Origin of the sequence: Marinobacter sp. M-5 (genome assembly GCF_032911545.1) — a bacterium.
GTDB lineage: Bacteria > Pseudomonadota > Gammaproteobacteria > Pseudomonadales > Oleiphilaceae > Marinobacter > Marinobacter goseongensis.
On record NZ_JAWJEK010000003.1, the window covers coordinates 293,199 to 315,268 of the forward strand.

A 22,070-nucleotide genomic window follows, 5' to 3' on the forward strand; every position below is an offset into this window, starting at 1 on the left:
AGACCGTGCGCCGTGACAGTCTATTGCGACACGCTGACGCCGCCAAAGTTCAGACCCCGAACCCGGGCTACCAACCTTACCCGAAAGCGGCCACTTCAGCCACGGGGATGATGAGCCTGATGCAGGGACTGTAAACGCTGACGGGCAACGTGGGTATAGATTTGCGTGGTGGAGAGGTCCGAGTGGCCGAGCAACATCTGCACCACCCGCAGATCCGCCCCGTGATTCAACAGGTGCGTTGCAAAAGCATGCCGTAACGTATGCGGAGACAGGTGCTTGCGAATACCGGCCCGCAGGGCGTAATGGCGAATCCGGTGCCAGAACGTCTGGCGCGTCATCGCCACCGGTCGGTTACCCGGAAACAGCGCGTCAGAAGGCCGACCCTTCAGTAACTCACCCCGGCCTTGCTTCATATACTGAACCAGCCAGTCGATGGCCTCCTCGCCGAGCGGCACCAGTCGCTCCTTGCCACCCTTGCCGGTGATGCGCACCACACCCTGGCGCAAATTCACCTGATCTACCCGTAACTCCGTCAACTCCGACACTCGCAAACCACAGCCGTAGAGGATTTCCAGCATGGCCTTGTCTCGCAGCTCGATGGGCTTGTCCAAATCAGGCTCCGCCAACAAGGCATCCACATCCTCCTCGGACAGGGAGTCGGGCAACCGCCTGGGCAGGCGAGGGCTGTCGATCTGCAGCGTCGGGTCTTCACGCACCACCCCCTCGCGCAGAAGGTAGCGGTAAAAACGGCGCAACCCGGACAGCCGACGAGCCGCCGTGGACGTCTTGGCACCGTCCGCCAGACCGCGGGAGATCCAGGCGAGCAAATCGAGACGACGAACAGCCGTCAGCAGAGGCTGGCCCGGCTGCTCCGCCAGCCAGGCCGCAAGACGCTCAAGATCACTGCGGTAAGCCATACGGGTTTTCTCACCCAGCCCGTCCTCCAGCCAGATGGCATCGGTGAAACGGCTGATAACGGCCTCGTCTTCGGGCCGGAGCTCTGGGCGGATTCTGCGCTTCACTACCATGGGAACACCCGGACATCGGATAAGCGATCCACTGTTTTATAACAGCCAGACGCGAAAAAGGCAGCCAGTGGCTGCCTTTTTCTCAAGCTATCTGCCCAGCGTACGCTGATCAGCCCAGCTTTTCCTTGATACGAGCTGCCTTACCAGACAGGTCGCGCAAGTAGTAAAGCTTGGCCTGACGCACGTCACCGCGACGCTTCACGCTGATGCTATCGATCAGCTTGGAGTGAGTCTGGAACGTACGCTCAACACCTACGCCATAAGAAATCTTACGCACAGTGAAGGAAGAGTTCATGCCGCGGTTACGCTTACCGATAACAACACCTTCGAACGCCTGCAGACGCTCACGGTTGCCTTCAGTTACGCGAACCTGGATAACCACGGTATCACCCGGCGCGAACGCAGGGATTTCCTTGGTCATCTGTTCTGCTTCAAGTTGACTGATGATGTTGTTCTTGCCGCTCATCGTTTGCTCCTGATACCCAATCTTTTAATGCCCTGATGATTCAGAGGCACCCGGTTCGTTTAAAATTTCTTCCAGCAGCTCACGCTCTTCGTCCGTAAACACCCGCTGTTCCAGCAGGTCGGGGCGTCGCTCCCGGGTTCGCCTCAGCGACTGCTTGAGCCGCCAACGCCGGATCTGATCATGGTGACCGCCTAACAAAACATCCGGCACCGCCTGACCTTCGTAAACCTCGGGCCGAGTGTAGTGCGGACAATCCAGCAAACCGTCGGCGAACGAGTCCTGTTCGGCCGACTGCGCATGACCCAGCGCTCCGGGGATGAGGCGTGTAACCGCATCAATCACAGCCATGGCTGCCAGTTCGCCGCCAGACAGAACAAAGTCCCCCAGCGACACTTCCCGATCGACTTCCGCCGATATCAGGCGCTCATCGACACCCTCATAGCGCCCCGCCACCAAAATCAGATGCTCTTGCGCCGCAAGCGACTCAACCACCGACTGGTTCAGGGTTTCGCCCTGCGGCGAGAGATACACCACACAGGCTTCGCCAGGTGCCGACTCCCGGGCCGCATGGATTGCATCCCGCAGCGGCTGAATTTTCATCAGCATGCCCGGGCCGCCGCCATAGGGCCGGTCATCCACTGTACGATGGCGATCGTGGGTAAAGTCCCGGGGATTCCAGCTCTTGAAGGTCAGAAGACCATCACGTGCTGCCCTGCCGGTAATACCGAACTCCGTCACCGCACCGAACATCTCCGGGAACAGACTGACTGCGCCAATCCACACCCGTCAGAACTCCGGGTCCCAGTCTACGACCATGCGCCGGGAGGCCAGATCCACGTCCCGGACCACTTGGTCCGGAAGGTAAGGAATCAGCCGCTCGCGCTGGTCGATGGAAGCCGCACTGGACTTCACGACCAGAACATCGTTGGAGCCTGTTTCGATCAGATGATGTACCGCGCCCAGACACTCGTCGTCGACGGTAAACACGTCGAGACCTTCCAGCTGATGCCAGTAATACTCCCCTTCGGGCAGCGCCGGCAGTTCAGCGGTTGGCACTCTGATCTCCGCGCCACAATATCGGTGGGCGACATCACGATCACTAATATCTTTGAGCCTGACGACGATCCCCTGCCCTTGGCGACGACCTTCCTCAAGCGTGGCCGGAATTCGCTTACCGTCCAGATCCAGCGTCCAGTCGCGGTAATTGAGAATTCCTTCCCTGGGGTCGGTGAACGAGAAGACTTTCAGCCATCCCTTGACCCCAAACACCGAGGTTATCCGGCCGATCACAGTTTCCTGCGAATGCTGTGTCATGCCTTGAACCCCGGAACAAATACGAACTTACTCAGCGCCTTTAAGCAGCTGGGCAACGCGATCGCTGGTCTGTGCACCCTGGCCGAGCCAGAATTCAACGCGATCACGGTCTACACGCAGACGCTCTTCCTGACCACGGGCAATCGGGTTGAAGAAACCAACACGCTCAATAAAACGACCGTCGCGGGATTTGCGGCTGTCGGTGACTGTCAGGTGATAGAACGGGCGCTTCTTGGAGCCGCCGCGAGCCAAACGGATTGTTACCATTTAACCAATATCCTGTTCTGTTGTACGAACTTTGTACGATTCACACTGGCCATACAGTGGCCGGCGTGAAGACCCATACTCGAAAGGGGCGCTATTCTATGCTAAAAAAGCGCCGATGAAAACAGGGAAACTCAGTGAAACCCGGTTTTCTGTGTACGGCTTTCTACATACGACCAAATGGCGGCATACCACCGCCTCCGCCACCGGGAGGCATCATGCCACCCAGGCCGCGCATCATGTTGGCCATACCGCCCTTCTTGCCGAATTTCTTCATCATTTTCTGCATCTGCTTGTGCTGCTTGAGCAGACGATTCACATCCTGAATCTGGGTACCGGAACCGGAGGCGATGCGGCGCTTGCGCGAATTGTTGATCACATCCGGATAGCGGCGCTCCTTGGGCGTCATCGAGCAGATAATCGCTTCCATCTGCCCCATGGACTTGTCATTGACCTGTTTCTGCGCCACCTGCGCCATCTGGCCCATGCCCGGCAGCTTGTCCATCAATCCGGCGATGCCGCCCATACTTTTCATCTGCTGCAACTGGTCGCGGAAGTCCTCCAGATCAAAACTCTTGCCCTTCTTGATCTTGGTCGTGAGCTTCTGAGCTTTCTTCTGATCCAGCTTGCGCTCGGCTTCCTCGATCAGTGACAGCACATCGCCCATGCCGAGAATGCGCGACGCAACCCGGTCAGGATAAAACGGCTCCAGTGCGTCGGACTTCTCACCCACCCCCAGGAACTTGATGGGCTTACCGGTGATGTGACGGACAGACAGCGCAGCACCGCCACGGGCGTCACCGTCCGTCTTGGTCAGCACCACGCCGGTCAACGGCAACGCGTCATTGAACGCCTTGGCGGTGTTGGCAGCATCCTGGCCGGTCATGGCGTCAACCACAAACAGGGTCTCCACCGGATTGACCGCCTTATGCAGGCGACCGATCTCGCCCATCATCTGCTCGTCGACATGCAAACGACCGGCGGTATCGAGAATGACCACATCGATGTGCTTCTTGCGGGCCGCTGCAATGGCGCCCTCGGCAATATCGACCGGGTCCTGGTCCGCCGAGCTTGGGAAAAACTCGACGCCCACCTCTCCGGCCAGCGTTTCCAACTGGCGGATCGCCGCCGGGCGATAAATATCGGCGCTAACCACCATGACGGATTTTTTGTGGCGCTCTTTCAGCAATCGCGACAGCTTGGCGACGGTGGTGGTCTTACCCGCACCCTGCAGGCCCGCCATCATGATCACCGCGGGGGGCTGCACTGCCAGGTTGAGGGATTCGTTCCCCTCTCCCATGACCCGCTCGAGCTCCTGCTGGACAACCTTCACAAACACCTGACCCGGCGTCAGGCTGCGCTGTACTTCCTGGCCCACGGCGCGCTCACGGACACCTTCGATAAAGGCTTTGACCACCGGCAGGGCGACATCCGCCTCCAGCAGCGCCATGCGCACCTCGCGCAGCGTGTCCTTTATATTGTCGTCGGTAAGCCGCGCCTGACCGGAAATCTTGCGCAAGCTGCCGGAAAGTCGGTCTTGAAGGTTCTCAAACATGTGGCTCTTCCGTACCCCGGATAAATTGAGTGCATGAACCCAGGAGCCGCCCCGGCTCCTTGATTCCTGTTGCATAATCGCGACATTATAACCAGACTATCGCCCTGAAACGACCAGCCCGGTCAAATCGGTGACTTGATACGCCGATCCCCAGTCAGACAGTGGTTAAAGGAAGTCATGGGAACGCTGATTCTCGCGGTCACCTCTCTTTTTCTGTACAGCATTGGCACCGCCCTGCAGGCCCTGAGCTTTAGAGGCCGCGTACACACTAATCTGGCCATCACCACGCTGATCGGCATTCTGGCCCTGACCGGGCACGGTTTGCTGATCGCCCAGACCGTGCACCGGGAAGCCAGCTTCGACTTCGGCTTTTTCCAGAGTTCGGTACTGATCTCCTGGTTGATCGTGTTTCTGCTGCTCGGCCTCAATCTTCGCAAACCGGTGCAGTCGCTGTTTCTGGTGGCCTACCCCATGGCCGGACTGGCCATCATCGTGTCGCTGGTGACGCATTCACCGTCGCGACTGGTCTCCGAAGACAGCTACGGCATGCTCTCACACATCGCCCTGTCGGTCACCGCCTACAGCCTTTTTACCCTGGCCGCGATTCAGGCCACACTGCTCTATTTCCAGAACCGCCAGCTGAAGCACAATTACAACAGTGTGCTGGTGCGCAACCTGCCACCGCTGCAAACCATGGAGTCCCTGCTGTTCGAGATGGTGTGGGCGGGGGTGGTGATGCTGGTACTGGCCATTGTCACCGGCGCTCTCTTCATAGAGGACCTGTTTGCCCAGGACCTGGCCCACAAAACCGCGTTCTCCCTGCTGTCACTGGTGGTTTTTGTGGCGCTACTGGTCGGCCGCTACACCAAAGGCTGGCGTGGCATTACAGCCAGCCGCTGGACTCTTGCCGGCTGCGCCTTGCTGATGCTGGCGTTTTACGGCAGCAAATTCGTTCTTGAGCTGGTGTTCCACCGATGAATGAAACCTCACTGACGGTGCTGTTCAGCATTCTGGTCGGCCTGATCGTATTGTCTGCGTTTTTCTCGAGCTCAGAAACCGGCATGATGTCGCTGAATCGGTATCGGCTCAAGCATATGGCGAAAACCGGCCACAAGGGCGCCAAACGCGCACAGGGCCTGTTGCAGCGCACCGACCAGTTGATCGGCGTTATCCTGATCGGCAATAACTTCGTCAACATTCTTGCCTCGTCCATTGCCACCGTTATTGCCATTCGTGTGTGGGGGGACGCGGGTATTGCCATCGCCACCCTACTGCTGACACTGGTGATCCTGATTTTCGCCGAGGTCACCCCGAAAACCCTGGCAGCGCTGTTCCCGGAAAAAATCGCGTTTCCAGCCAGCCATATCCTCGGCCCCCTGCTGAAAATCCTGTACCCCCTCGTATGGGCGGTGAACCTGTTTACCGGCGCCATTCTCAAGGTATTGGGCATTTCTCCGGACGATGCCGCCAATGATCACCTCAGCCGCGAGGAACTCCGCACCGTGGTTAATGAGGCAGGCGCCCTGATCCCGGCCAAGCACAAGGATATGCTGGTGGGCATCCTTGATCTGGAGAGCGTTACGGTCAACGACATCATGGTGCCCCGCAACGATGTCGTCGGCATCGACCTGGATGACGACCTGGACACTATTCTGCGCCAGCTTCGCAGCAGTCAGCACACGCGCTTGCCGGTTTTTCGTGGCGACATCAACAGCATTCAGGGCATTCTTCACTTGCGCAGCGCCTCCAAGCTGCTGCTGCAGGAGGACATCAACAAGGACATGATCCTGCAACTGTGCCAGGAGCCGTACTTCGTTCCCGAAAGCACACCACTGAACACCCAGCTGATCAATTTCCAGAAAGGCAAGCGCCGGTTCGGCATCGTTGTCGATGAGTACGGCGACGTGCTGGGCCTGGCCACCCTTGAGGACATCCTTGAAGAGATCGTTGGCGAATTCACCACCGATTACGCGGCCACCAGCCCGGACATCATCCCCCAGGACAACGGCACCTTTATCATCGACGGTGCCACCGCCCTGCGCACCATCAACAAAACCCTGGGATGGAAGATGCCCACGGACGGGCCAAAAACCCTGAACGGCCTGATCACCGAAACCCTGGAGAACATCCCGGAAACCAACGTGTGCCTGAAGGTCGCCGGACACCGCATCGAAGTACTGCAAATCAAGGACAACGTGGTCAAGGCGGCAATTGTCCATCCCGGCCGCCGCAAGAAGCGCGGCCGACTGTAACCCCACGCCCGGCATAGATCGTTTGGTTATATTCCGGGCCGGGTTAGAAGATCAAAATTTAACCATCTCCTTGACCGCCACCCCCATTACACCAAGACTGAGGTGGCGTGCGACATAACAACAATCACAAGGAGTCTATCCATGAGCCTGACACACACTGTTGGTCTGCTCACCCACCCTGATCGTGAATGGGAAGCCATTCGCCAGGATTCCGAGTCCGTCAGTAAACTCTATATCGGTCACATACTTATTCTTGCGCTAATACCGGCAGTAGCCGGTTTTATCGGCACCACCCAGGTGGGCTGGCAGATCGGTGATGGCGCCGTTACCCGCCTTACGGTGGCCAGCGGACTGCAACTCTCCGTGCTGTTTTACGCGGCCATGCTATCCGGCATCTATGTGCTCGGTAAATTCATCGACTTCTTTGCAGCCACCTACGAAGTCAAAGACCGCACGCCCCGAGGCGTAACCCTGGCCGCCTATACCGCCACCCCCATGTTCCTGCTCGGCGTGATCGCGGCCTACCCCAACGTCTGGGTGAACATGGCCGTGGGCCTGGTTGCAGTGAGCTATGCCGTCTACCTGCTGTATGAGGGCCTGCCGATCCTGATGAAAATTCCGGAAGACAGGGGCTTCATGTTTGCCTCATCCGTGCTGACGGTGGGCCTCGTCATGCTGGTTGCCCTGCTCGCAATCAGCGTGGTGATCTGGAGCGTTGGTCTCGGGCCGGTGTACATCAGCTGATCTCCGGCACAGCCGGCAGAGAGCATTCGACATCGGGGGACCCTTCAGGGTGCCCCTGATTTTTTTATGCAAAACGTTTTTGTGATCAATTAGTCGTGTTACCAACTGTAAAAATGCGGTAGATTTAACCGATAATGAGAATATGAGTCAGTAAGCTCGGTCATGTATCCGGTTGAGGCGCACACAGGAGTCGGCCATGAATAAGCAGTCCGGCATACATTATCTCCGCGAGCACAGGGAGGCAGGGAGTTCCCAGCCTGTCCCGGCCGAGGTCACCCGTATCCGAGACACCGTTGTCGCGGGACTGGGAGATCTGCTGCAAGGCGCATTTGACGCGGTGGATGACTCGTTGTTCGAGCTGGCCAACAACGCCCGCAGTAACAATGAACAGAACCGGTATTTTGAAGCGATGCGGGAAATCCGCATCAAGCGGAAGGGCGTTGAACGCCACTTCCAGAATGCCGTTGCCCAGATTTTTTCCAACCCACCCCGCAGCGGCAGTGTTTCCATTGACGATGGCCAGCAGGCCAACCAGCCCTCAGCGGATAATCTCGCGCTGGTGGGTAATGACGATCTTGAGGAGCAGGTTGCCCTCAATGCGATGATCACCAAGGCCAAGGCGCATTTTCAGGGCCCCCTGTTACAGCTCCAGACCCGGTTCAGCACCGTGTATCCGGGCGCCAGTGACGAGTCCCCGGTAAACCCCATGGCGCCGGAACACCTGTGCAGTGCGTTCACTGAAGTCATCCAGGCCCTGGAAATCCAGATCCGTGAACGGCTGATCCTGCTGAAACAGTTCGATCGCTACGTGGTGTCCAACCTGGGCATGCTGCTGGACGAAGCCAATCGGATTCTGATCCAGGCCGGTGTGATTCCCAATTTCCGCTACCACGGTAAGTCCGGGCAACAGCAAAGCCGCCCCCCGGAACCCTCGGTCGGCGGTGACACCAAGACCGAACAGCGGGCCGTGCAGGCCGAGCCGGAAGCTTCCGGAGGCGACAGCGGCATCTTCGAGCAGATCCGCCAGATGCTGTCATTGCAACGTGCCAACGCCGGCATGCCATCCCGGGCATCCGACCCCAACGTCCAAGTTATCGGAGGCCCCGAATTGTTCGGTTTGCTCAGCGCCCTACCCCAACAGTCCACCATGCAAGCCGGAGAGAATCTGAGCGCCGGCGAACCGGTGACGGTTGATCTGCGCCAGGTGGTGGAGCAGTTGCTGGCGCACAATGCACCGAAGGATGGAAAGACACCGGCGCTGAATGAAATGGACGAGGATCTCATCAACCTTGTGTCCATGCTGTTCGAATTCATTCTGGACGATTACAACCTCTCGGCGCCGATTCAGGTCCTGATCAGCCGCTTGCAGATCCCCGTCCTCAAGGTGGTCATCAAAGACAAGAGCTTTTTCAGCCGAGCCACCCATCCGGCACGTCGCCTGCTCAACTCCCTGGCTCGTGCCGGCATTGGCTGGAGTGACAGCGACGAAAAAACCCGCGACAAACTTTACGACCAGATCCACACCATCGTGCAACGGATTCTCAATGAGTTTGATGGCGACGTGACGCTGTTCGAAACCCTCGGGGAAGAGTTCGAGCAATATCTGGCGAGAGAGAATCGCAAGGCTTCGCTGGTCGAACAGAGAACCCGGGAATCCGAGCGCGGCCGCATCAAATCCCAAAAAGCCCAGGAGATGGTCGACCAGGTACTGAAGCAGAAAGTCGGACGCTACCGGCTGCCGGAGTCCATTCGCAACATACTGGTCAATGGCTGGAGTCGAGTAATGTTTCTCGCCTACCTGCGGGACGATGTGGAACACCGTTGGCTGGAATCGGTGCGGCTGGTGGACGATCTTATCTGGTGCCTTCATCCCCATGAAGAGGACGATGAGCGGGATCAATGGGTCCGTGTGGTTCCCGGGCTGATCAAATCGCTGCGCGCCGGGCTCGAAGAGGTGTCCTACAACTCCTCGAAACTTGACGAGATGATGGCAGACCTCAAGCATGAACTGACCCAGGCCTTCCGTGCCAACGCGCTGGTGGAAGCCCGTGAGGATGAGTCGGAAACTGAAGAGTCGGCTGACAACCCGCCCAAGACCGCGGTGGAACGTGAGCAACTCCTGGAAGAGGCGGTCATCGCGGAGTTCGTGACCCAGATCGATGCCATTGAAATCGGCAATTGGGTCGAGTTCAATCTGGTGAACGGTGCCAGCTTCCGCTGCAAGCTCTCGGCCATCATCGACGAAGCGGACTGCTTTGTGTTCGTCAATCGGATGGGTTTAAAGGTTATCGAGAAAAGCCGTACAGAGCTTGCCCATGAAATGCGCCGCGGGCGCCTGACCGTGCTGGAACAGGGAGCCCTGATTGACCGCGCCCTGGACGCCGTGGTCGGCAGCCTCCGGAGCAAGGCTGGCTAGCCTTGCTCCGAACACCCTCTGGAGTAACCGACGGCTCATGCTGGACTCTGGCAGCACCGCAAGCCCTCCGGCGCAGTATCGGATAGCGCTGGCCGTTTCGCTGGCGCTGCTGTTCCACACGCTTGTTCTCTCTGCGTTGCCCCTGCTGTTCGACAGCTCCGAACGAATCGATTCGACTCTCACGTTTGAACTGGTTGTGCCGGGCAGTCAACCTGCCCGACAAACCACCGCCAGCAGCGCGGGCCAGCCGGCAAGCCCGGTAGAGGACCGCAATCCGGATTTCCAGATCCCGCCACTTGACCCCATTCCGGTGGCCATTACGCCAGCCCGGAAAACAGCGCCACCCCCGAAAGCCGCTGCGTCAGCATCACCGCAATCGGCCCCGGCCGATGCAGAGTCAGCACCCGCTGCGGCAGGAGCACCTGCCGAGAGCCGACCTTACACAGCGACCGCGGACATTAACCGGATCACCGAAACGCCAGAAGAAACCGACGCCTACATCGTGCAACTGGCCACCCGCATTGCCGGCGAACTCAGGCGCCGCCAGATTCGCGGCATTCGTGCCTTGTCACAACCCGTGGCCATGGAAATTGAGCTGCAGTTACTGAAGAGCGGGGCGCTCACGCGGGCCCGCGTGGCCCGTTCGAGCGGTGTAGAGGAAATTGATGCAGAGACGTACAGGGCGACCCTTGCGGCCAGCCCCTATCCTGAGATACCGGAAAACGATGGTCGGAGCCGCTTCCGGGTCGAACTGATTTTCTCCCCGGAGCGTGTGGCCAATCCGTAGATCAGGCTTCTGCCTGTTTGACGGCGTCCTGAACGGACTTGGTGAGTTCACCGCTTTCGGACATTTCCAGAACAATGTCGCAACCGCCCACCAGCTCACCGCCGATGTACAGCTGCGGGTAGGTCGGCCAGCTGGAGTAAACCTTCAGGGCTTCCCGCAGCTCCTGGTTGTCCAGAATGTTTACAAACGCAAAGCGCTCACCGCAGGCCATCAGGGCCTGAACAGTCTTTGCGGAGAAACCGCACTGGGGAGCCTGGGGCGTACCCTTCATGTACAGAATGACCGGGTTTTCCTCAAGTTGGCTCTTGATGGTTTCGTTAATGTCCATGAACACTCACCTCTGATTGGAAACGGGATTGCCTGCCGGCAATGTGCCTGAACCCTATTGTACACGGGGCAGAACAACCGCACCAAACTCCCGGCTTGACCCGTCGCAAGCCGCGGCAGTGACGCCGTTGTCTTAACCCCCCCGAAGGGCTAGACTTGACCCCCTGTTTTCCAGGCAGCCAGCACAGCCCCCATCACGCTCACTCGTCGGTGCGGTTATACCGCAGTCCGGGGCGTTGTTTTTTTTCGGTGCGGCAGGTTTTCCGTATGACAAAGGGCCAGAACATGGCAGCAAGACACTTTCTGACATTGAACGACTTGGCATCCGGCGAGCTGGAAAGCCTGCTGGATCATGCCAGCAAACTGCGCATAGAGTGGCGTAGCGGCGTCACCCGGGACACCCTGAAAAACCGGGTTCTGGCCATGATTTTCGAAAAGTCATCAACCCGAACCCGGGTTTCCTTTGAAGCGGGCATGACCCAGCTTGGCGGTGCCGCCCTGTTCCTGTCACCCCGTGACACCCAACTGGGCCGTGGCGAACCCATCGAGGATTCTGCCGTGGTGATCTCGAGCATGGTCGACGCCGTCATGATCCGCACCTTTGCCCATGACACCGTGGAGCGGTTTGCCGCCGCATCGCGGGTTCCGGTCATCAATGCCCTGACAGACGATTTCCATCCCTGCCAGTTGCTGGCCGACATGCAGACCTACCGTGAGCATCGCGGCAGTATTCGCGGCGCCACCGTGACCTGGGTAGGCGACGGCAACAACATGTGCCACTCCTACATCAACGCGGCGACGCAGTTCGGCTTCAATCTTCGGGTGGCCTGCCCCGAAGGCTACGAGCCCAGTGACGCGCTGATGCAGGAGCACGGTGACCGGGTAACGATCGTTCGTGATCCGGCCGAAGCGGCTCGTGGTGCACACCTTCTGGTCACCGATGTCTGGGCGTCCATGGGGCAGGAAGACGAACAGAAAGCCCGCGAAAAAGCCTTCCGCGGTTATCAGATCAACCCCGGGCTTTTGGCCGTGGCCGACAAGGACGCCTTGTTCATGCATTGTTTGCCGGCCCATCGTGGCGAAGAGATTTCCGTCGATATGATGGAGCACCCCAGCTCTGTGGTCTGGGACGAGGCCGAAAATCGCCTGCATGCCCAGAAGGCACTGCTTGAGTTCCTGATTCTCAATAAGCTGGACTGATCCCATGAACCCACACGTGCCCCCAACCACTGACTGGCTGCTGGAAGTCAACAACCTGTCCTGCGGCTACGGTGATGGCTCGGTCATCAAGGACGTCAGCTTCGCCCTGAGCCACGGGGATATCGGTTGTCTTCTGGGCCCCAGTGGTTGTGGCAAAAGCACGGTATTGCGGTCGCTGGCCGGCTTTCTGCCACTCAATGGTGGCGAAATCAGCCTGCAGTCCCAGTCGATCAGCCTGCCGGGACGCACCCTCGCGCCGGAAAAGCGGCGGATTGGCATGGTGTTTCAGGATTATGCGCTGTTTCCCCACCTGACCATCGCTGACAACGTGGGCTTCGGCCTGCACAGGGAAAGCCGTCAGGAACGGCGGCAGAAAGTGATGGAACTGCTTACCCTGGTGCATCTGCAGGATCTGGCAGACAACTACCCCCACGAACTGTCCGGTGGTCAGCAACAACGGGTCGCTCTGGCCCGGGCGCTGGCTCCCGAACCAACGCTGATCCTGCTGGATGAGCCTTTTTCCAACCTGGACACAGATCTGCGCCGCCGGCTCAGCCTGGATGTACGGGAGATTCTCAAGACCCTGGGTATCAGTGCCATTCTTGTGACCCACGATCAGCAGGAAGCGTTCGCCATGTGTGACCAGGTGGCGGTGCTCAAGGACGGCCGCATCCAGCAGTGGGATGTGCCCTACAATCTCTACCACGAGCCCGCCAACCGATTTGTTGCCAGCTTTGTGGGCCAGGGCGGCTTTATCCCGGGCAAGACCCTGGGACCGGACACCATCGAATCGGAGCTCGGAACGATTCACGGCAACCGCGCCTACAACTGGACACCTGGCACCCTGGTAGACGTGCTGATACGGCCGGACGACATTGTGTTTGACGCAGAGTCCGACCTGAGGCCCAAGGTGGTGGAAAAAACCTTTGCCGGCACCTCAACCCTGTACCGTTTCCGCTGCTCGGAAGACACCGAGTTTGAAGCCCTGTTCCGCAGCCATCTGGATTTCCATCTTGGTGAGCATGTGCCGGTGCGGGTCGAAGCTGACCACCTGATCGCCTTCGAACGCGCCGGCTGAGCCGACGCTCAGTTGTTGCAGACCCGCTCCACCGCATCCAGCCAACCGGCGTATAACGACTCCCTCAGCGCCGGCTTCATGTCCGGGGTGAAGCGCCGCTCACGCTCCCACAATCCCGAGATCTCTTCCAGGCTCTGGAACACGCCGGTTTGCAGGCCCGCCAGGTAGGCTGCGCCCAATGCTGTGGTTTCCGTCACCCTGGGACGGTCAACGGTCACGTTCACGATGTCCGCCAGAAACTGCATGACCCAGTCATTCACTGCCATGCCGCCATCCACCCTCAAGGCCTGCAGCCTCGCTCCATCATTCTGGACGGCCCGAATCAGATCTTTAGTCTGGTAGCACACCGACTGCAATCCGGCGGTTACGATTTCCGCTATCCCGGTATCTCGGGTCAGCCCCATGATGGCACCGCGGGCGTGGGGGTCCCAGTGCGGAGCACCCAGTCCGGTGAACGCCGGCACCAGATACACCGGATTGTCCACGCCAACCTTCTCGGCATGGGCGGTGGATTCGCTGGCGTGCCGGATCAGCCGCAAACCGTCCCGTAACCACTGCATTGCGGCCCCCGCCACGAAAATACTGCCTTCCATGGCGTAACAGGGTTTACCTTTCAGGCGATAGGCCATGGTGGTCAGCAGCCGGTTTTCCGACCGCAGTGCCTGATCTCCGGTATTGAGCATCAGAAAGCAGCCGGTGCCGTAGGTGCTTTTTGCCATACCCGGCTCGAAACAGGCCTGACCAATCAGCGCCGCGTGCTGGTCACCGGCAATACCGGCCACCGGCACAGGCGCCCCCAACCATTGAGCATCGGTATAACCAAAATCAGCGGCACAGTCCATGACGTCGGGAAGCAGCGCCCTCGGCACCCTGAACAGGGCCAGGAGCTCGTCGTCCCACTGCTGCTGGTGGATATTGAATAGCGCCGTGCGGGAAGCGTTGGTGGCGTCGGTCAAATGAGACTGACCGCCGGTGAGATTCCACAACAGCCAGCTGTCAATCGTGCCGAACGCAAGCTCGCCGGCTTCCGCCCGGGCTCTCGCGCCGTCCGTGTTGTCCAGTATCCAGGCGATCTTGGTGGCGGAGAAATAGGGGTCGATCAGCAGGCCGGTGCGCTCGACCACCGCGTCTTCGTGGCCATCGGTCTTCAGCTTGGTGCACACCGAAGCGGTACGGCGATCCTGCCAGACGATGGCGTGGTGGATGGGCGCACCGGAGGCCCTGTCCCAGATCACCGTGGTCTCACGCTGGTTGGTGATACCGATGCCGGCCAGACGAGCCGCATCGACCTGCGCTTCTTCCAGGGCCTCACGGCAGACCGCCAGCGTGCTCTCCCAGATTTCAACGGCATCATGCTCCACCCAGCCGTCACGGGGGAAATATTGGTGAAATTCCTGCTGGGCGACCGCCACGCTGTTCCCACTCCCATCGAATACGATGGCGCGGGAGCTGGTGGTTCCCTGGTCTATGGCGAGGATGAAATCGGGCATGATGGTGAAAACTCCGTTGTTTTTTTGTGATTCTAACAGCGGAGAATGTTGGGGGTCTGGATGGACTGCAAAAAAGCATAAAAAAAGGGCCGGAAAAACCGGCCCTCAAATGACGAATGAAACAAGGAAAGTTCGTAAGAACTACAACCTCAAAAGTCATCCCTTACGCTTTAAATTATGCTCAACCCCACTGAGGCATTCAGTTGCGGTTGTGTATGTCGATTGTTACATCAGGTGAGGTAGTGAGCACTGGTTCACACTATGGCGTCTTCCGGTTTTTTACGGGGCCACACCAGACTGAAGCGGGCACCGCCGAGAGTCTCACTGCGACTGACAAAGGCTTGCCCACCATGCCAGTACAGAATCCGCCTGACGATCGACAAGCCAAGGCCATAGCCACCCGATGTACGGGTGCGGCTGTCATCCAGCCTGGCAAACGCCGTGAACACTTTCTCCCAGTCCTCTTCCGGAATGCCTGGGCCATCATCTTCCACATCAACGCGGCAATTGTCCTCGTCGAACTGGCAGTTCACCACCACCCGGGTGTTGGCGTAGCGGCCCGCATTGCCCACCAGATTCTGGATAGCCCGGTGTATGTAGCGGGGCTCCACATCAGACAACCCCCAGCGTTCCGATTCACTGTCGATATGGGCTGTAAACTCCAGCTCGGGGCGCACCAGTTGCTGCTCACCCATGACCTGCCGAACGATATCCGTGACCGAGGTCTCCTGCAGGGCAAACACCGGCCCCCCCTGCTCCAGCCGGGCATAGGTCAGTATCTCGTCGATCAGCTCGTCGAGCTCCTGGATATCGCCGTCAATGCCATCGAGTTGTTTCTGCAGGGCTTCCGGGGTGGTCGCGCTTTCGATCATCTGGACACCGAAGCGGATTCGGGCCACCGGCGTTCTCAACTCATGGGAAACCGCGTGGATCATTTCCCGCTGCACGCCCACCAGCCGCTGGATATGTTCCGCCATACCGTTAAAAGCCGCGGCCAGTCGGGTGACCAGCTTGCTGTCGCCCGCTTCTACCCTTGCGCCCATTTCCCCCCGGGCAATGCGTACCGCCACCGACTCCACCGCCCGCAGGTTACTGTCCACCTCTCGCAGCGCCAGGTAGAGCGCTAACGCCAGCACGCCGCCACTCACCACCAGGAGCAGCAGCACAACCGGCCACGCCCAGCTCCGGAAAGGCTCCGGCATCGTCAGTTTTACCAGGGATCCGTCATTGAGCCGGATCAGCACACTGGCGCTGTCTCCCGCATCCTGCTGGTACAACGACAACCCACGCTCCGAGACACGATTCAACACTTCAGCGTCCGGAACGGTATCCGGGTCCTGCACCATCTCCAGCGACACGCCCAGTGACGCCTCCAGTTGCACCCGGGCCGGCTCCTGACCACCCTCACCTAACCTTTCCGCGTCATCAAGATGCCAGCGGGCTATCAGCGCCGTGGCTTCCGCGACGTCCCGGTAGGTATCACGAAACCGGATGTCCAGAATGGCGCCGTCCGTCCGCTGAATCAGGAGCTGGTGTCCGATGGCCGAATTCCGCGCCACCACCTGACCGTACCCCAGGCGCTCCCGCACGACCGGGGACAGAGCAAGGTCTTCCGGTGAAGAAACGCGAAAATCGTAGAGGGAGGTGAGCCAGTGATAATGTTGCTCGGGTGCGGGCGCAGAGGCCAGCCAGCGCATCAGTGGTTCCGGATACCGCTCGCTCCAGAATTGCTCCCGCACCGAATTGATGCCGGTGAACAGGGCGGCACAGAGCAGCATAACCAGAAAGGTCAGGCCGATCAGGCGAAGGTACAGCTTGAGGAAGAACTTGAAGGGCATTGCACTAACCCTGGCAACGAACGCTGGCCCTACCTTCATCGCAGGAAAGCCAGCGCCAGAGGCTGATGGTTCAGGCTTCTTTCACAAACAGGTAGCCTTTGCTGCGAACCGTCTTGATGCGCCGGGGATGAATCGGATCGTCACCGATCTTGGGACGGATGCGAGACACACGGACATCAATGGAGCGGTCCTGCCCGTCGTACTCGATGCCGCGCAAGGCAGTGAAGATTTCCTCGCGGCTGAGCACGCGCCCGGCATTGCTGGCCAGCAGCCAGAGCAGATCGAATTCCGCACTGGTGAGATCGATACTCTGATCGTTCAGCCAGGCTTCCCGCATCGACCGGTCCACCACCAGATCGTTGAACTGCAATCGGACGGGTTCCTCGCCGTTGGCAGCATCCCCATCGCCCTGGGATCCTTCGGTGATACGCCGAAGCATGGCACGGATGCGGGCCAGGAGCACCCGCGGCTTGACCGGCTTGCCGATGTAATCATCCGCGCCCATCTCCAGGCCGAGCACCTGGTCCAGGTCATCGGTGCGAGCGGTCAGCATGATGATGGGCCCCTGGTAAAACGGCCTTACCCGACGACAAATCGATAATCCATCCTCTCCGGGAAGCATGAGGTCAAGAACAACCAGGTCAGGCTGCTCGTTGCGAATGCGCTCGACTGCATGACCGCCGTGAGTTTCCAGAGACACGGTCAGACCGTTGCTCTCCAGATATTCCCGCGTCAGTTCCGCCAGCCGTTCATCATCCTCTACAATGAGAATTCGCCAACTTTCGTTTGTTTGTTCCACGCCGTCCATCTCTGGTTTTGTTATTCCGGTTTCAGAAGAAGCATTCCGCCTCTGACAATACAGGCAACCTGCTGTTACAGCAATTATACATGCTATTCAGAAATATACATGGAACCGTCATTCCGTTACAGCCTGTGACACAGTTCCGAATCCCGATTCCGGGGAGCTCACTGTCACAGAGTCGTCACCGCAGAGTCATTCCCCTGTCACACCGGGTTCATAGCCTTGTCTGTAAACGGCAACAATGAGACGAGCTCATGAGTGCACACTCCGTTCCAGTAACGCGCCCGGCCCGCAAGCTGAAAGCCGGCATCACCAACCACCCGGCAACCGTCGAGGCGGCACAGCGCCTGCGCTACCGGGTGTTTTCCGAGGAATATGGCTCGGACCTCGGCGCCGACATTCCCGGCATCGACGCGGACAGTTTCGACCGTCACTGCGACCATCTGGTCGTAACAGACGAGACCACCGGTGAACTGGTGGCCACCACACGGATTCTCCATCAGGAAAAGATGCCGGCCGCCGGCGGCTTCTACTCAGAGGGTGAATTCGAGCTCGGCGCCTTCCACCAGCTGGAGGGAAATGTCGCCGAACTGGGGCGCACCTGTGTCCATCCGGCATACCGCAACGGCGCCACCATAACCTTACTGTGGGCATCACTGGCCGAATACATGGTGAAGCACAACGTCAGATACCTGATTGGCTGTGCCAGCATCAGCATGGCCGACGGCGGTGCCAAAGCATGGAATATCGCCCGTTACCTGCAACGCGAATTCATGGCCGATGAGGCCTTTCGCGTCACGCCGCTGCGGGAACTGCCCCACCTGGCCCACCCGGTCTCTGGCGATAAGCCGGTTGACGTGCCGGCACTGATCAAGGCGTACATGCGACTGGGCGCACGGGTCTGCGGCGCGCCCTGCTGGGACCCGGATTTCCGCTGCGCCGATGTGCTGGTGGTGCTGGAGGTAAGCCGGTTGGCAGCACGATACAGCCGGCATTTCCTGGGCCGGGTCTGACTCCGGAAACACGCTGAGCAGAGGACCTGAAGATGAGCACACTTCGTCTCGGATGGCGGCTGACACTGTTTTCCGGCTTTCTTGTGGCCACCGGCCTGATCGCAACGGTGTGCCTGCTGACTGAGGCCGTGTCTCGCCGCCGCCTCAATCGCGCCCCTATTGCCCGTTTCTGTTTTGACGGTGCCACTCGCTGCCTGGGCTTCCGCCTGAAGGTGGAGGGCGAACCGGCAGACGCGACGGTGCTGTATGTGAGTAACCACGTTTCCTGGTCAGACATACCCATACTCGGAGGTCGCGTGCCTTTGCGCTTCCTGTCCAAGGCCGAGGTGGGAACATGGCCCATCATTGGCTGGCTTGCAAGCCAGGCGGGCACTCTGTTCATCGTCCGGGGTGGTGGTCGCGCAGGCGCGGCGCGGACAGACATCGCGTCAGCACTGGCCGCCGGGCAGTCGGTCCTGGTGTTCCCTGAGGGTACCACCACCAGCGGCCTTACCGTGCTGCCCTTCCATAGCCGACTGCTGCACGCCGCCGCCGACGCCGGGGTGGACATCCAGCCCATCAGCATTGCCTACACGCGCAACGGCCAACCGGATCACTTGGTGCCGTTTATCGGCGAGGACGAGTTCCAGCAACACCTGCCCCGGCTGTTGAGGCGACCGGCGGTGGACGTGACGGTGAGATTTCATCCACCACGGACGGTTTACGCCGACCTGGCGTGGAACGATCTGGCAGCAGAGCTGAGGGACACGGTTGCACAGGGCGTGCAACAGATCTATCAGGAACAGGACAGCAGGCTCAATACAACGGCCGGCCCTGAGCGACTTCGTCCTCGGTGGCTTCGCGCTTACCGACGATCTCCAGATCGAAGTAAAGCGTGAAACCGGCCAGCGGGTGGTTGGCATCCACCTTCACCAGGTTGCCATCCATGCCCACCACCTGGACAACCGAGGCAGTGTCACCGGTATTGGTCTGGAACTTCATACCCACTTGCAAATCCTCGATGCCTTCGAACATCGAACGGGGTACCTTGCGAATCAGTTCGGGGTTGTGTTCTCCGTATGCCATGGACGGCGGCACGGTGACCTCCAGGCAGTCCCCCACGTTACGGTCCTTTACCGCTTCCTGAATGCCGGCAATGATCGCCGGGCTGCCATACAGGAAATGCAGCGGCTCGCTGCCCTCCGAGGTATCGACCAGTTCGCCGATCTTGTTCTTCAGGACATAATGGACGGTAAACACGTCTGGTTTTTGCATCAGGTTTCCTGGTTTCCTGTATCCGGTTGGGTGTCAGTTTTGCGCAGGCCGTGGATCACCAACCGCTGATCAAGCTTTGCTTTCAGACCACCGGGACGGGTCAAGCCCATCCGCTCCAGAAACGAAGCGTATCGACCCTCCTCGTCTTTCTCGCGGAGTGCCTGCCACAGGGTAGACAGTTTACCACGCCGGGTTGCGGTTGCGGTCTTCAGGGCCTTGAGGGCCTTGCCCAAGGTCAGCTCCTCATCGGTAAAGTCACAACCGAAAGGAAATGCCGGGAACGCATCGCGATCACCGGCCGCCCCGAGGGCTTCGCGCACGGCTTCCGGAGTATTGTTGCACCAGTGGGCCGGCAGCCTGAAATCCCGGGATACCTTGCCCGCCTTCTTGGCCTGCTCCAGCAGCTCCGGCTGGAAGCGGGAATCGGCGATACGAATCAGCCGCAGGTACACCTGTTCGTCGGGCTGGCCGCGGAGGTCCGCGATGCCGTATTCGGTGATGACAATGTCCCGCAGGTGTCGGGGGATCGTGCAGTGGCCGTAATTGAACACAATATTCGACACCGCCTTACCGCCGGACACGCGACGACTGCGGAGAGTCAGGATGGATCGTGCGCCCGGCAGCTCATGGGCCATGGCAACGAAGTTGTATTGCCCACCGACGCCACTGACCACGCGGCCGTCGTCCAGGCCGTCGGAAACGGCGGCGCCGCTGAGGGTATACATCATGGCCGAGTTGATAAACCGGCCGTGCACCCGCTGGGCAGCTTTCAGGCGCTGGTTGCCGAATTCATGATCGTAGAGGTGATTGATGTAATTCACACTGGTCATGCAGATACGGTCGCGATCCTTCGCAGGGAGTTCCCGCAACGCCTGATAGAATTTTTCCGGCCCGACATAGAAACCGCCGTGCATGACGATGCCACCGGTCAGCCGATCGCCCAGCGCCAGCACCCGAATGGCCTCCCTGGATTCGTCGTTGGCCAGATCCGTGTCGAGGGATTGCTCGCCCACCGTCAGACGACCACCCTTGAATTCCACATCGGCCTTGAAGATACCCAGACGACTCAGCCAGCGCACGTCCCGGGCCCGCAATGGCGAGTCAATCAGTTTCTCGCGGTGCAGCACATCGAGGGTATCCAGGGTGACACGTTGGGTAATCTCGCCCCGGTTGATCAACCCCTGCAAGCCGGCGTGATCATAGACCTCCCGGGTCAGTACGCCCGCTTCCAACAGGTAGTAGAAGCCGTCAACCATCATCTCACTGCAGCCGTACAGTCCTTTACTGAACGGCTCCGCACCACCCTCGGTGGTCACCAGCGGGAAGTTTTCCGCCACATTGAGGTGATTGAACACCGATTTCCAGCTCGCGTTGTGCCTGTGCCGCAGGATCGTGCTGTGAACCAGTGCCGCGCCCAGCGAGCCGATCCCCACCTGCAGGGTGCCACCGTCTTTGAGCAGAGCGCTGGCGTAAAATCCGATCAGGTGATCCTCAGGGCTGATAGCCATCTGCGGTGCCGAGAATAACGGGTAATCCGACGCCCGATGCTCCAGCACAATATCAAATCGCTGATCCGCAATCGCCGCATGCTGGCCCATGAACGGCATCTGCCCGTTGAGTTCCGCTACCATCGCCACGGGGGTGCCCTCCGCCTCACGCTGGCGCATCAGTGGCAGCAGGTCCAGCGACAAATCCGGGTTCGAGCTGAGGCTGACCTGGCCGGGCTGGCCATGCTCGGCACCGGGCGACACCATCTGGCCAACGACGTTGACACCCAGGGCCATCAGATCCCGCACCGCATGGGTGTAGTTGGTGCAGACGTAGTTGCGTTGCTGTTCGGTATTATTCAGGTAGGAGCCTGCCTTGAAGAAAAACTCAGACACCTTGACGTTGTCGGGCAACCGGTTGGCACTGACATCCCGGGCGTAGGTCAACTCGGGAATCCGGCCATAAAGTCGCTCGGTGAACGGCCCCATGAAGCGCTTTTCGAGAGAGGAGGCACCCAATGGAGCAAGCAGGGACAGCGCGGTCACAATGTGAAGGTTGATGGTGGGATCGTCTTTGGCACGCTGGTACAACGCATTCACGAAGCGAACCGGCTTACCAAGCCCCAGGGGCAACCCGAGAGTGATGCTCTTGCCGACCCGCTCTATGACGGCGTCCACACAGGCTTGGGTATCACTCAGGCGAAGCGGCGCATCTGCGGCCATATCCTTACTCCTTTTTAACCTTCAATGAGGGT

The 22,070-nt window shown here is 59.4% G+C and carries 21 protein-coding genes; 9 read left to right on the plus strand and 12 right to left on the minus strand.

Annotated features, from left to right (window positions below):
* Positions 1–95: 95 nt before the first annotated feature.
* The 6 genes from xerD to ffh all read right to left on the minus strand — a co-directional run bounded on the left by xerD (position 96) and on the right by ffh (position 4,627).
* Entirely contained in the window at positions 96–1,028 is a 933-nt protein-coding gene (gene xerD / locus R0125_RS14470) for a site-specific tyrosine recombinase XerD (protein WP_317238650.1), read from the minus strand.
* A gap of 109 nt (positions 1,029–1,137) precedes the next feature.
* Positions 1,138–1,494, minus strand: a complete 357-nt coding sequence (gene rplS, locus R0125_RS14475) for a 50S ribosomal protein L19 (protein ID WP_127330945.1) — start codon at positions 1,492–1,494, stop codon at positions 1,138–1,140.
* Between the two features lie 24 nt (positions 1,495–1,518).
* Positions 1,519–2,277 carry a tRNA (guanosine(37)-N1)-methyltransferase TrmD gene (gene trmD, locus R0125_RS14480; RefSeq protein ID WP_248182443.1) on the minus strand — a complete coding sequence of 253 codons (759 nt, stop codon included), beginning with the start codon at positions 2,275–2,277 and terminating at the stop codon, positions 1,519–1,521.
* Positions 2,278–2,280: 3 nt separating this feature from the next.
* Complete coding sequence (rimM, locus tag R0125_RS14485; protein WP_248182442.1) at positions 2,281–2,808, minus strand: ribosome maturation factor RimM; 528 nt, start codon at positions 2,806–2,808, stop codon at positions 2,281–2,283.
* 27 nt (positions 2,809–2,835) lie between these two features.
* The gene (gene rpsP, locus R0125_RS14490) at positions 2,836–3,075 is read right to left on the minus strand and encodes a 30S ribosomal protein S16 (RefSeq protein WP_215983574.1); all 240 of its coding nucleotides are present in this window, start codon (positions 3,073–3,075) and stop codon (positions 2,836–2,838) included.
* A 163-nt stretch (positions 3,076–3,238) separates the two neighbouring features.
* Positions 3,239–4,627: a signal recognition particle protein gene (gene ffh / locus R0125_RS14495; RefSeq protein WP_248182441.1), complete on the minus strand. Its 1,389-nt coding sequence runs from the start codon at positions 4,625–4,627 to the stop codon at positions 3,239–3,241.
* A gap of 177 nt (positions 4,628–4,804) precedes the next feature.
* Between ffh and R0125_RS14500 the strand changes: the two genes are divergently transcribed.
* From R0125_RS14500 to R0125_RS14520, 5 genes are all read left to right on the plus strand, one after another.
* The gene (locus R0125_RS14500) at positions 4,805–5,605 is read left to right on the plus strand and encodes an inner membrane protein YpjD (RefSeq protein WP_248182440.1); all 801 of its coding nucleotides are present in this window, start codon (positions 4,805–4,807) and stop codon (positions 5,603–5,605) included.
* Positions 5,602–6,879, plus strand: a complete 1,278-nt coding sequence (locus R0125_RS14505; RefSeq protein WP_248182439.1) for an HlyC/CorC family transporter — start codon at positions 5,602–5,604, stop codon at positions 6,877–6,879. Before R0125_RS14500 ends, R0125_RS14505 begins: the two co-directional genes overlap by 4 nt.
* A gap of 141 nt (positions 6,880–7,020) precedes the next feature.
* Positions 7,021–7,623 (plus strand): Yip1 family protein, encoded by a 603-nt coding sequence (locus tag R0125_RS14510; protein ID WP_248182438.1) that lies wholly within the window; start codon positions 7,021–7,023, stop codon positions 7,621–7,623.
* 196 nt (positions 7,624–7,819) lie between these two features.
* Positions 7,820–10,039 carry a DUF1631 domain-containing protein gene (locus tag R0125_RS14515; RefSeq protein WP_317238651.1) on the plus strand — a complete coding sequence of 740 codons (2,220 nt, stop codon included), beginning with the start codon at positions 7,820–7,822 and terminating at the stop codon, positions 10,037–10,039.
* A 37-nt stretch (positions 10,040–10,076) separates the two neighbouring features.
* Positions 10,077–10,826: an energy transducer TonB gene (locus R0125_RS14520; RefSeq protein ID WP_317238652.1), complete on the plus strand. Its 750-nt coding sequence runs from the start codon at positions 10,077–10,079 to the stop codon at positions 10,824–10,826.
* 1 nt (position 10,827) lies between these two features.
* On the opposite strand, the gene grxD is transcribed toward R0125_RS14520, so the two are convergent.
* Positions 10,828–11,154: a Grx4 family monothiol glutaredoxin gene (gene grxD, locus R0125_RS14525; RefSeq protein ID WP_248182435.1), complete on the minus strand. Its 327-nt coding sequence runs from the start codon at positions 11,152–11,154 to the stop codon at positions 10,828–10,830.
* 284 nt (positions 11,155–11,438) lie between these two features.
* Between grxD and argF the strand changes: the two genes are divergently transcribed.
* Both argF and R0125_RS14535 read left to right on the plus strand, forming a co-directional pair.
* Positions 11,439–12,353, plus strand: coding sequence for an ornithine carbamoyltransferase (gene argF, locus R0125_RS14530; protein WP_317238653.1), 915 nt, complete (start codon positions 11,439–11,441; stop codon positions 12,351–12,353).
* A 4-nt stretch (positions 12,354–12,357) separates the two neighbouring features.
* A complete protein-coding gene (locus tag R0125_RS14535) occupies positions 12,358–13,431 on the plus strand; it encodes an ABC transporter ATP-binding protein (RefSeq protein WP_248182433.1) in 1,074 nt (357 codons plus the stop codon).
* A gap of 8 nt (positions 13,432–13,439) precedes the next feature.
* On the opposite strand, the gene glpK is transcribed toward R0125_RS14535, so the two are convergent.
* The 3 genes from glpK to R0125_RS14550 form a co-directional block, all read right to left on the minus strand.
* The gene (gene glpK, locus R0125_RS14540; protein WP_248182430.1) at positions 13,440–14,921 is read right to left on the minus strand and encodes a glycerol kinase GlpK; all 1,482 of its coding nucleotides are present in this window, start codon (positions 14,919–14,921) and stop codon (positions 13,440–13,442) included.
* A 254-nt stretch (positions 14,922–15,175) separates the two neighbouring features.
* Entirely contained in the window at positions 15,176–16,759 is a 1,584-nt protein-coding gene (locus tag R0125_RS14545) for an ATP-binding protein (RefSeq protein WP_248182427.1), read from the minus strand.
* Between the two features lie 70 nt (positions 16,760–16,829).
* Positions 16,830–17,567, minus strand: coding sequence for a response regulator (locus tag R0125_RS14550; RefSeq protein ID WP_248182426.1), 738 nt, complete (start codon positions 17,565–17,567; stop codon positions 16,830–16,832).
* Between the two features lie 248 nt (positions 17,568–17,815).
* Between R0125_RS14550 and R0125_RS14555 the strand changes: the two genes are divergently transcribed.
* Positions 17,816–18,574 (plus strand): GNAT family N-acetyltransferase, encoded by a 759-nt coding sequence (locus tag R0125_RS14555; protein WP_248182424.1) that lies wholly within the window; start codon positions 17,816–17,818, stop codon positions 18,572–18,574.
* Between the two features lie 32 nt (positions 18,575–18,606).
* On the plus strand, positions 18,607–19,452 hold the full coding sequence (locus tag R0125_RS14560) for a lysophospholipid acyltransferase family protein (RefSeq protein WP_248182423.1): 846 nt from the start codon (positions 18,607–18,609) through the stop codon (positions 19,450–19,452).
* Here the strand turns inward: R0125_RS14560 and R0125_RS14565 are convergent.
* Both R0125_RS14565 and R0125_RS14570 read right to left on the minus strand, forming a co-directional pair.
* Positions 19,370–19,828, minus strand: coding sequence for a peptidylprolyl isomerase (locus tag R0125_RS14565; protein WP_248182421.1), 459 nt, complete (start codon positions 19,826–19,828; stop codon positions 19,370–19,372). The genes R0125_RS14560 and R0125_RS14565 overlap by 83 nt on opposite strands.
* Positions 19,828–22,038 carry an acetyl-CoA hydrolase/transferase C-terminal domain-containing protein gene (locus R0125_RS14570; protein ID WP_317238654.1) on the minus strand — a complete coding sequence of 737 codons (2,211 nt, stop codon included), beginning with the start codon at positions 22,036–22,038 and terminating at the stop codon, positions 19,828–19,830. Before R0125_RS14570 ends, R0125_RS14565 begins: the two co-directional genes overlap by 1 nt.
* Between the last annotated feature and the right edge of the window lie 32 nt (positions 22,039–22,070).

Coding starts and splice junctions, on each gene's coding strand:
- R0125_RS14570 (WP_317238654.1), bottom strand. CDS start 22,038: ATGGCCGCAGATGCGCCGCTTCGCCTGAGTGATACCCAAGCCTGTGTG.
- R0125_RS14520 (WP_317238652.1), top strand. CDS start 10,077: ATGCTGGACTCTGGCAGCACCGCAAGCCCTCCGGCGCAGTATCGGATA.
- glpK (WP_248182430.1), bottom strand. CDS start 14,921: ATGCCCGATTTCATCCTCGCCATAGACCAGGGAACCACCAGCTCCCGC.
- R0125_RS14500 (WP_248182440.1), top strand. CDS start 4,805: ATGGGAACGCTGATTCTCGCGGTCACCTCTCTTTTTCTGTACAGCATT.
- argF (WP_317238653.1), top strand. CDS start 11,439: ATGGCAGCAAGACACTTTCTGACATTGAACGACTTGGCATCCGGCGAG.
- R0125_RS14550 (WP_248182426.1), bottom strand. CDS start 17,567: ATGGACGGCGTGGAACAAACAAACGAAAGTTGGCGAATTCTCATTGTA.
- R0125_RS14555 (WP_248182424.1), top strand. CDS start 17,816: ATGAGTGCACACTCCGTTCCAGTAACGCGCCCGGCCCGCAAGCTGAAA.
- R0125_RS14505 (WP_248182439.1), top strand. CDS start 5,602: ATGAATGAAACCTCACTGACGGTGCTGTTCAGCATTCTGGTCGGCCTG.
- R0125_RS14510 (WP_248182438.1), top strand. CDS start 7,021: ATGAGCCTGACACACACTGTTGGTCTGCTCACCCACCCTGATCGTGAA.
- xerD (WP_317238650.1), bottom strand. CDS start 1,028: ATGGTAGTGAAGCGCAGAATCCGCCCAGAGCTCCGGCCCGAAGACGAG.
- ffh (WP_248182441.1), bottom strand. CDS start 4,627: ATGTTTGAGAACCTTCAAGACCGACTTTCCGGCAGCTTGCGCAAGATT.
- R0125_RS14560 (WP_248182423.1), top strand. CDS start 18,607: ATGAGCACACTTCGTCTCGGATGGCGGCTGACACTGTTTTCCGGCTTT.
- R0125_RS14545 (WP_248182427.1), bottom strand. CDS start 16,759: ATGCCCTTCAAGTTCTTCCTCAAGCTGTACCTTCGCCTGATCGGCCTG.
- rplS (WP_127330945.1), bottom strand. CDS start 1,494: ATGAGCGGCAAGAACAACATCATCAGTCAACTTGAAGCAGAACAGATG.
- grxD (WP_248182435.1), bottom strand. CDS start 11,154: ATGGACATTAACGAAACCATCAAGAGCCAACTTGAGGAAAACCCGGTC.
- R0125_RS14565 (WP_248182421.1), bottom strand. CDS start 19,828: ATGCAAAAACCAGACGTGTTTACCGTCCATTATGTCCTGAAGAACAAG.
- rpsP (WP_215983574.1), bottom strand. CDS start 3,075: ATGGTAACAATCCGTTTGGCTCGCGGCGGCTCCAAGAAGCGCCCGTTC.
- R0125_RS14535 (WP_248182433.1), top strand. CDS start 12,358: ATGAACCCACACGTGCCCCCAACCACTGACTGGCTGCTGGAAGTCAAC.
- R0125_RS14515 (WP_317238651.1), top strand. CDS start 7,820: ATGAATAAGCAGTCCGGCATACATTATCTCCGCGAGCACAGGGAGGCA.
- rimM (WP_248182442.1), bottom strand. CDS start 2,808: ATGACACAGCATTCGCAGGAAACTGTGATCGGCCGGATAACCTCGGTG.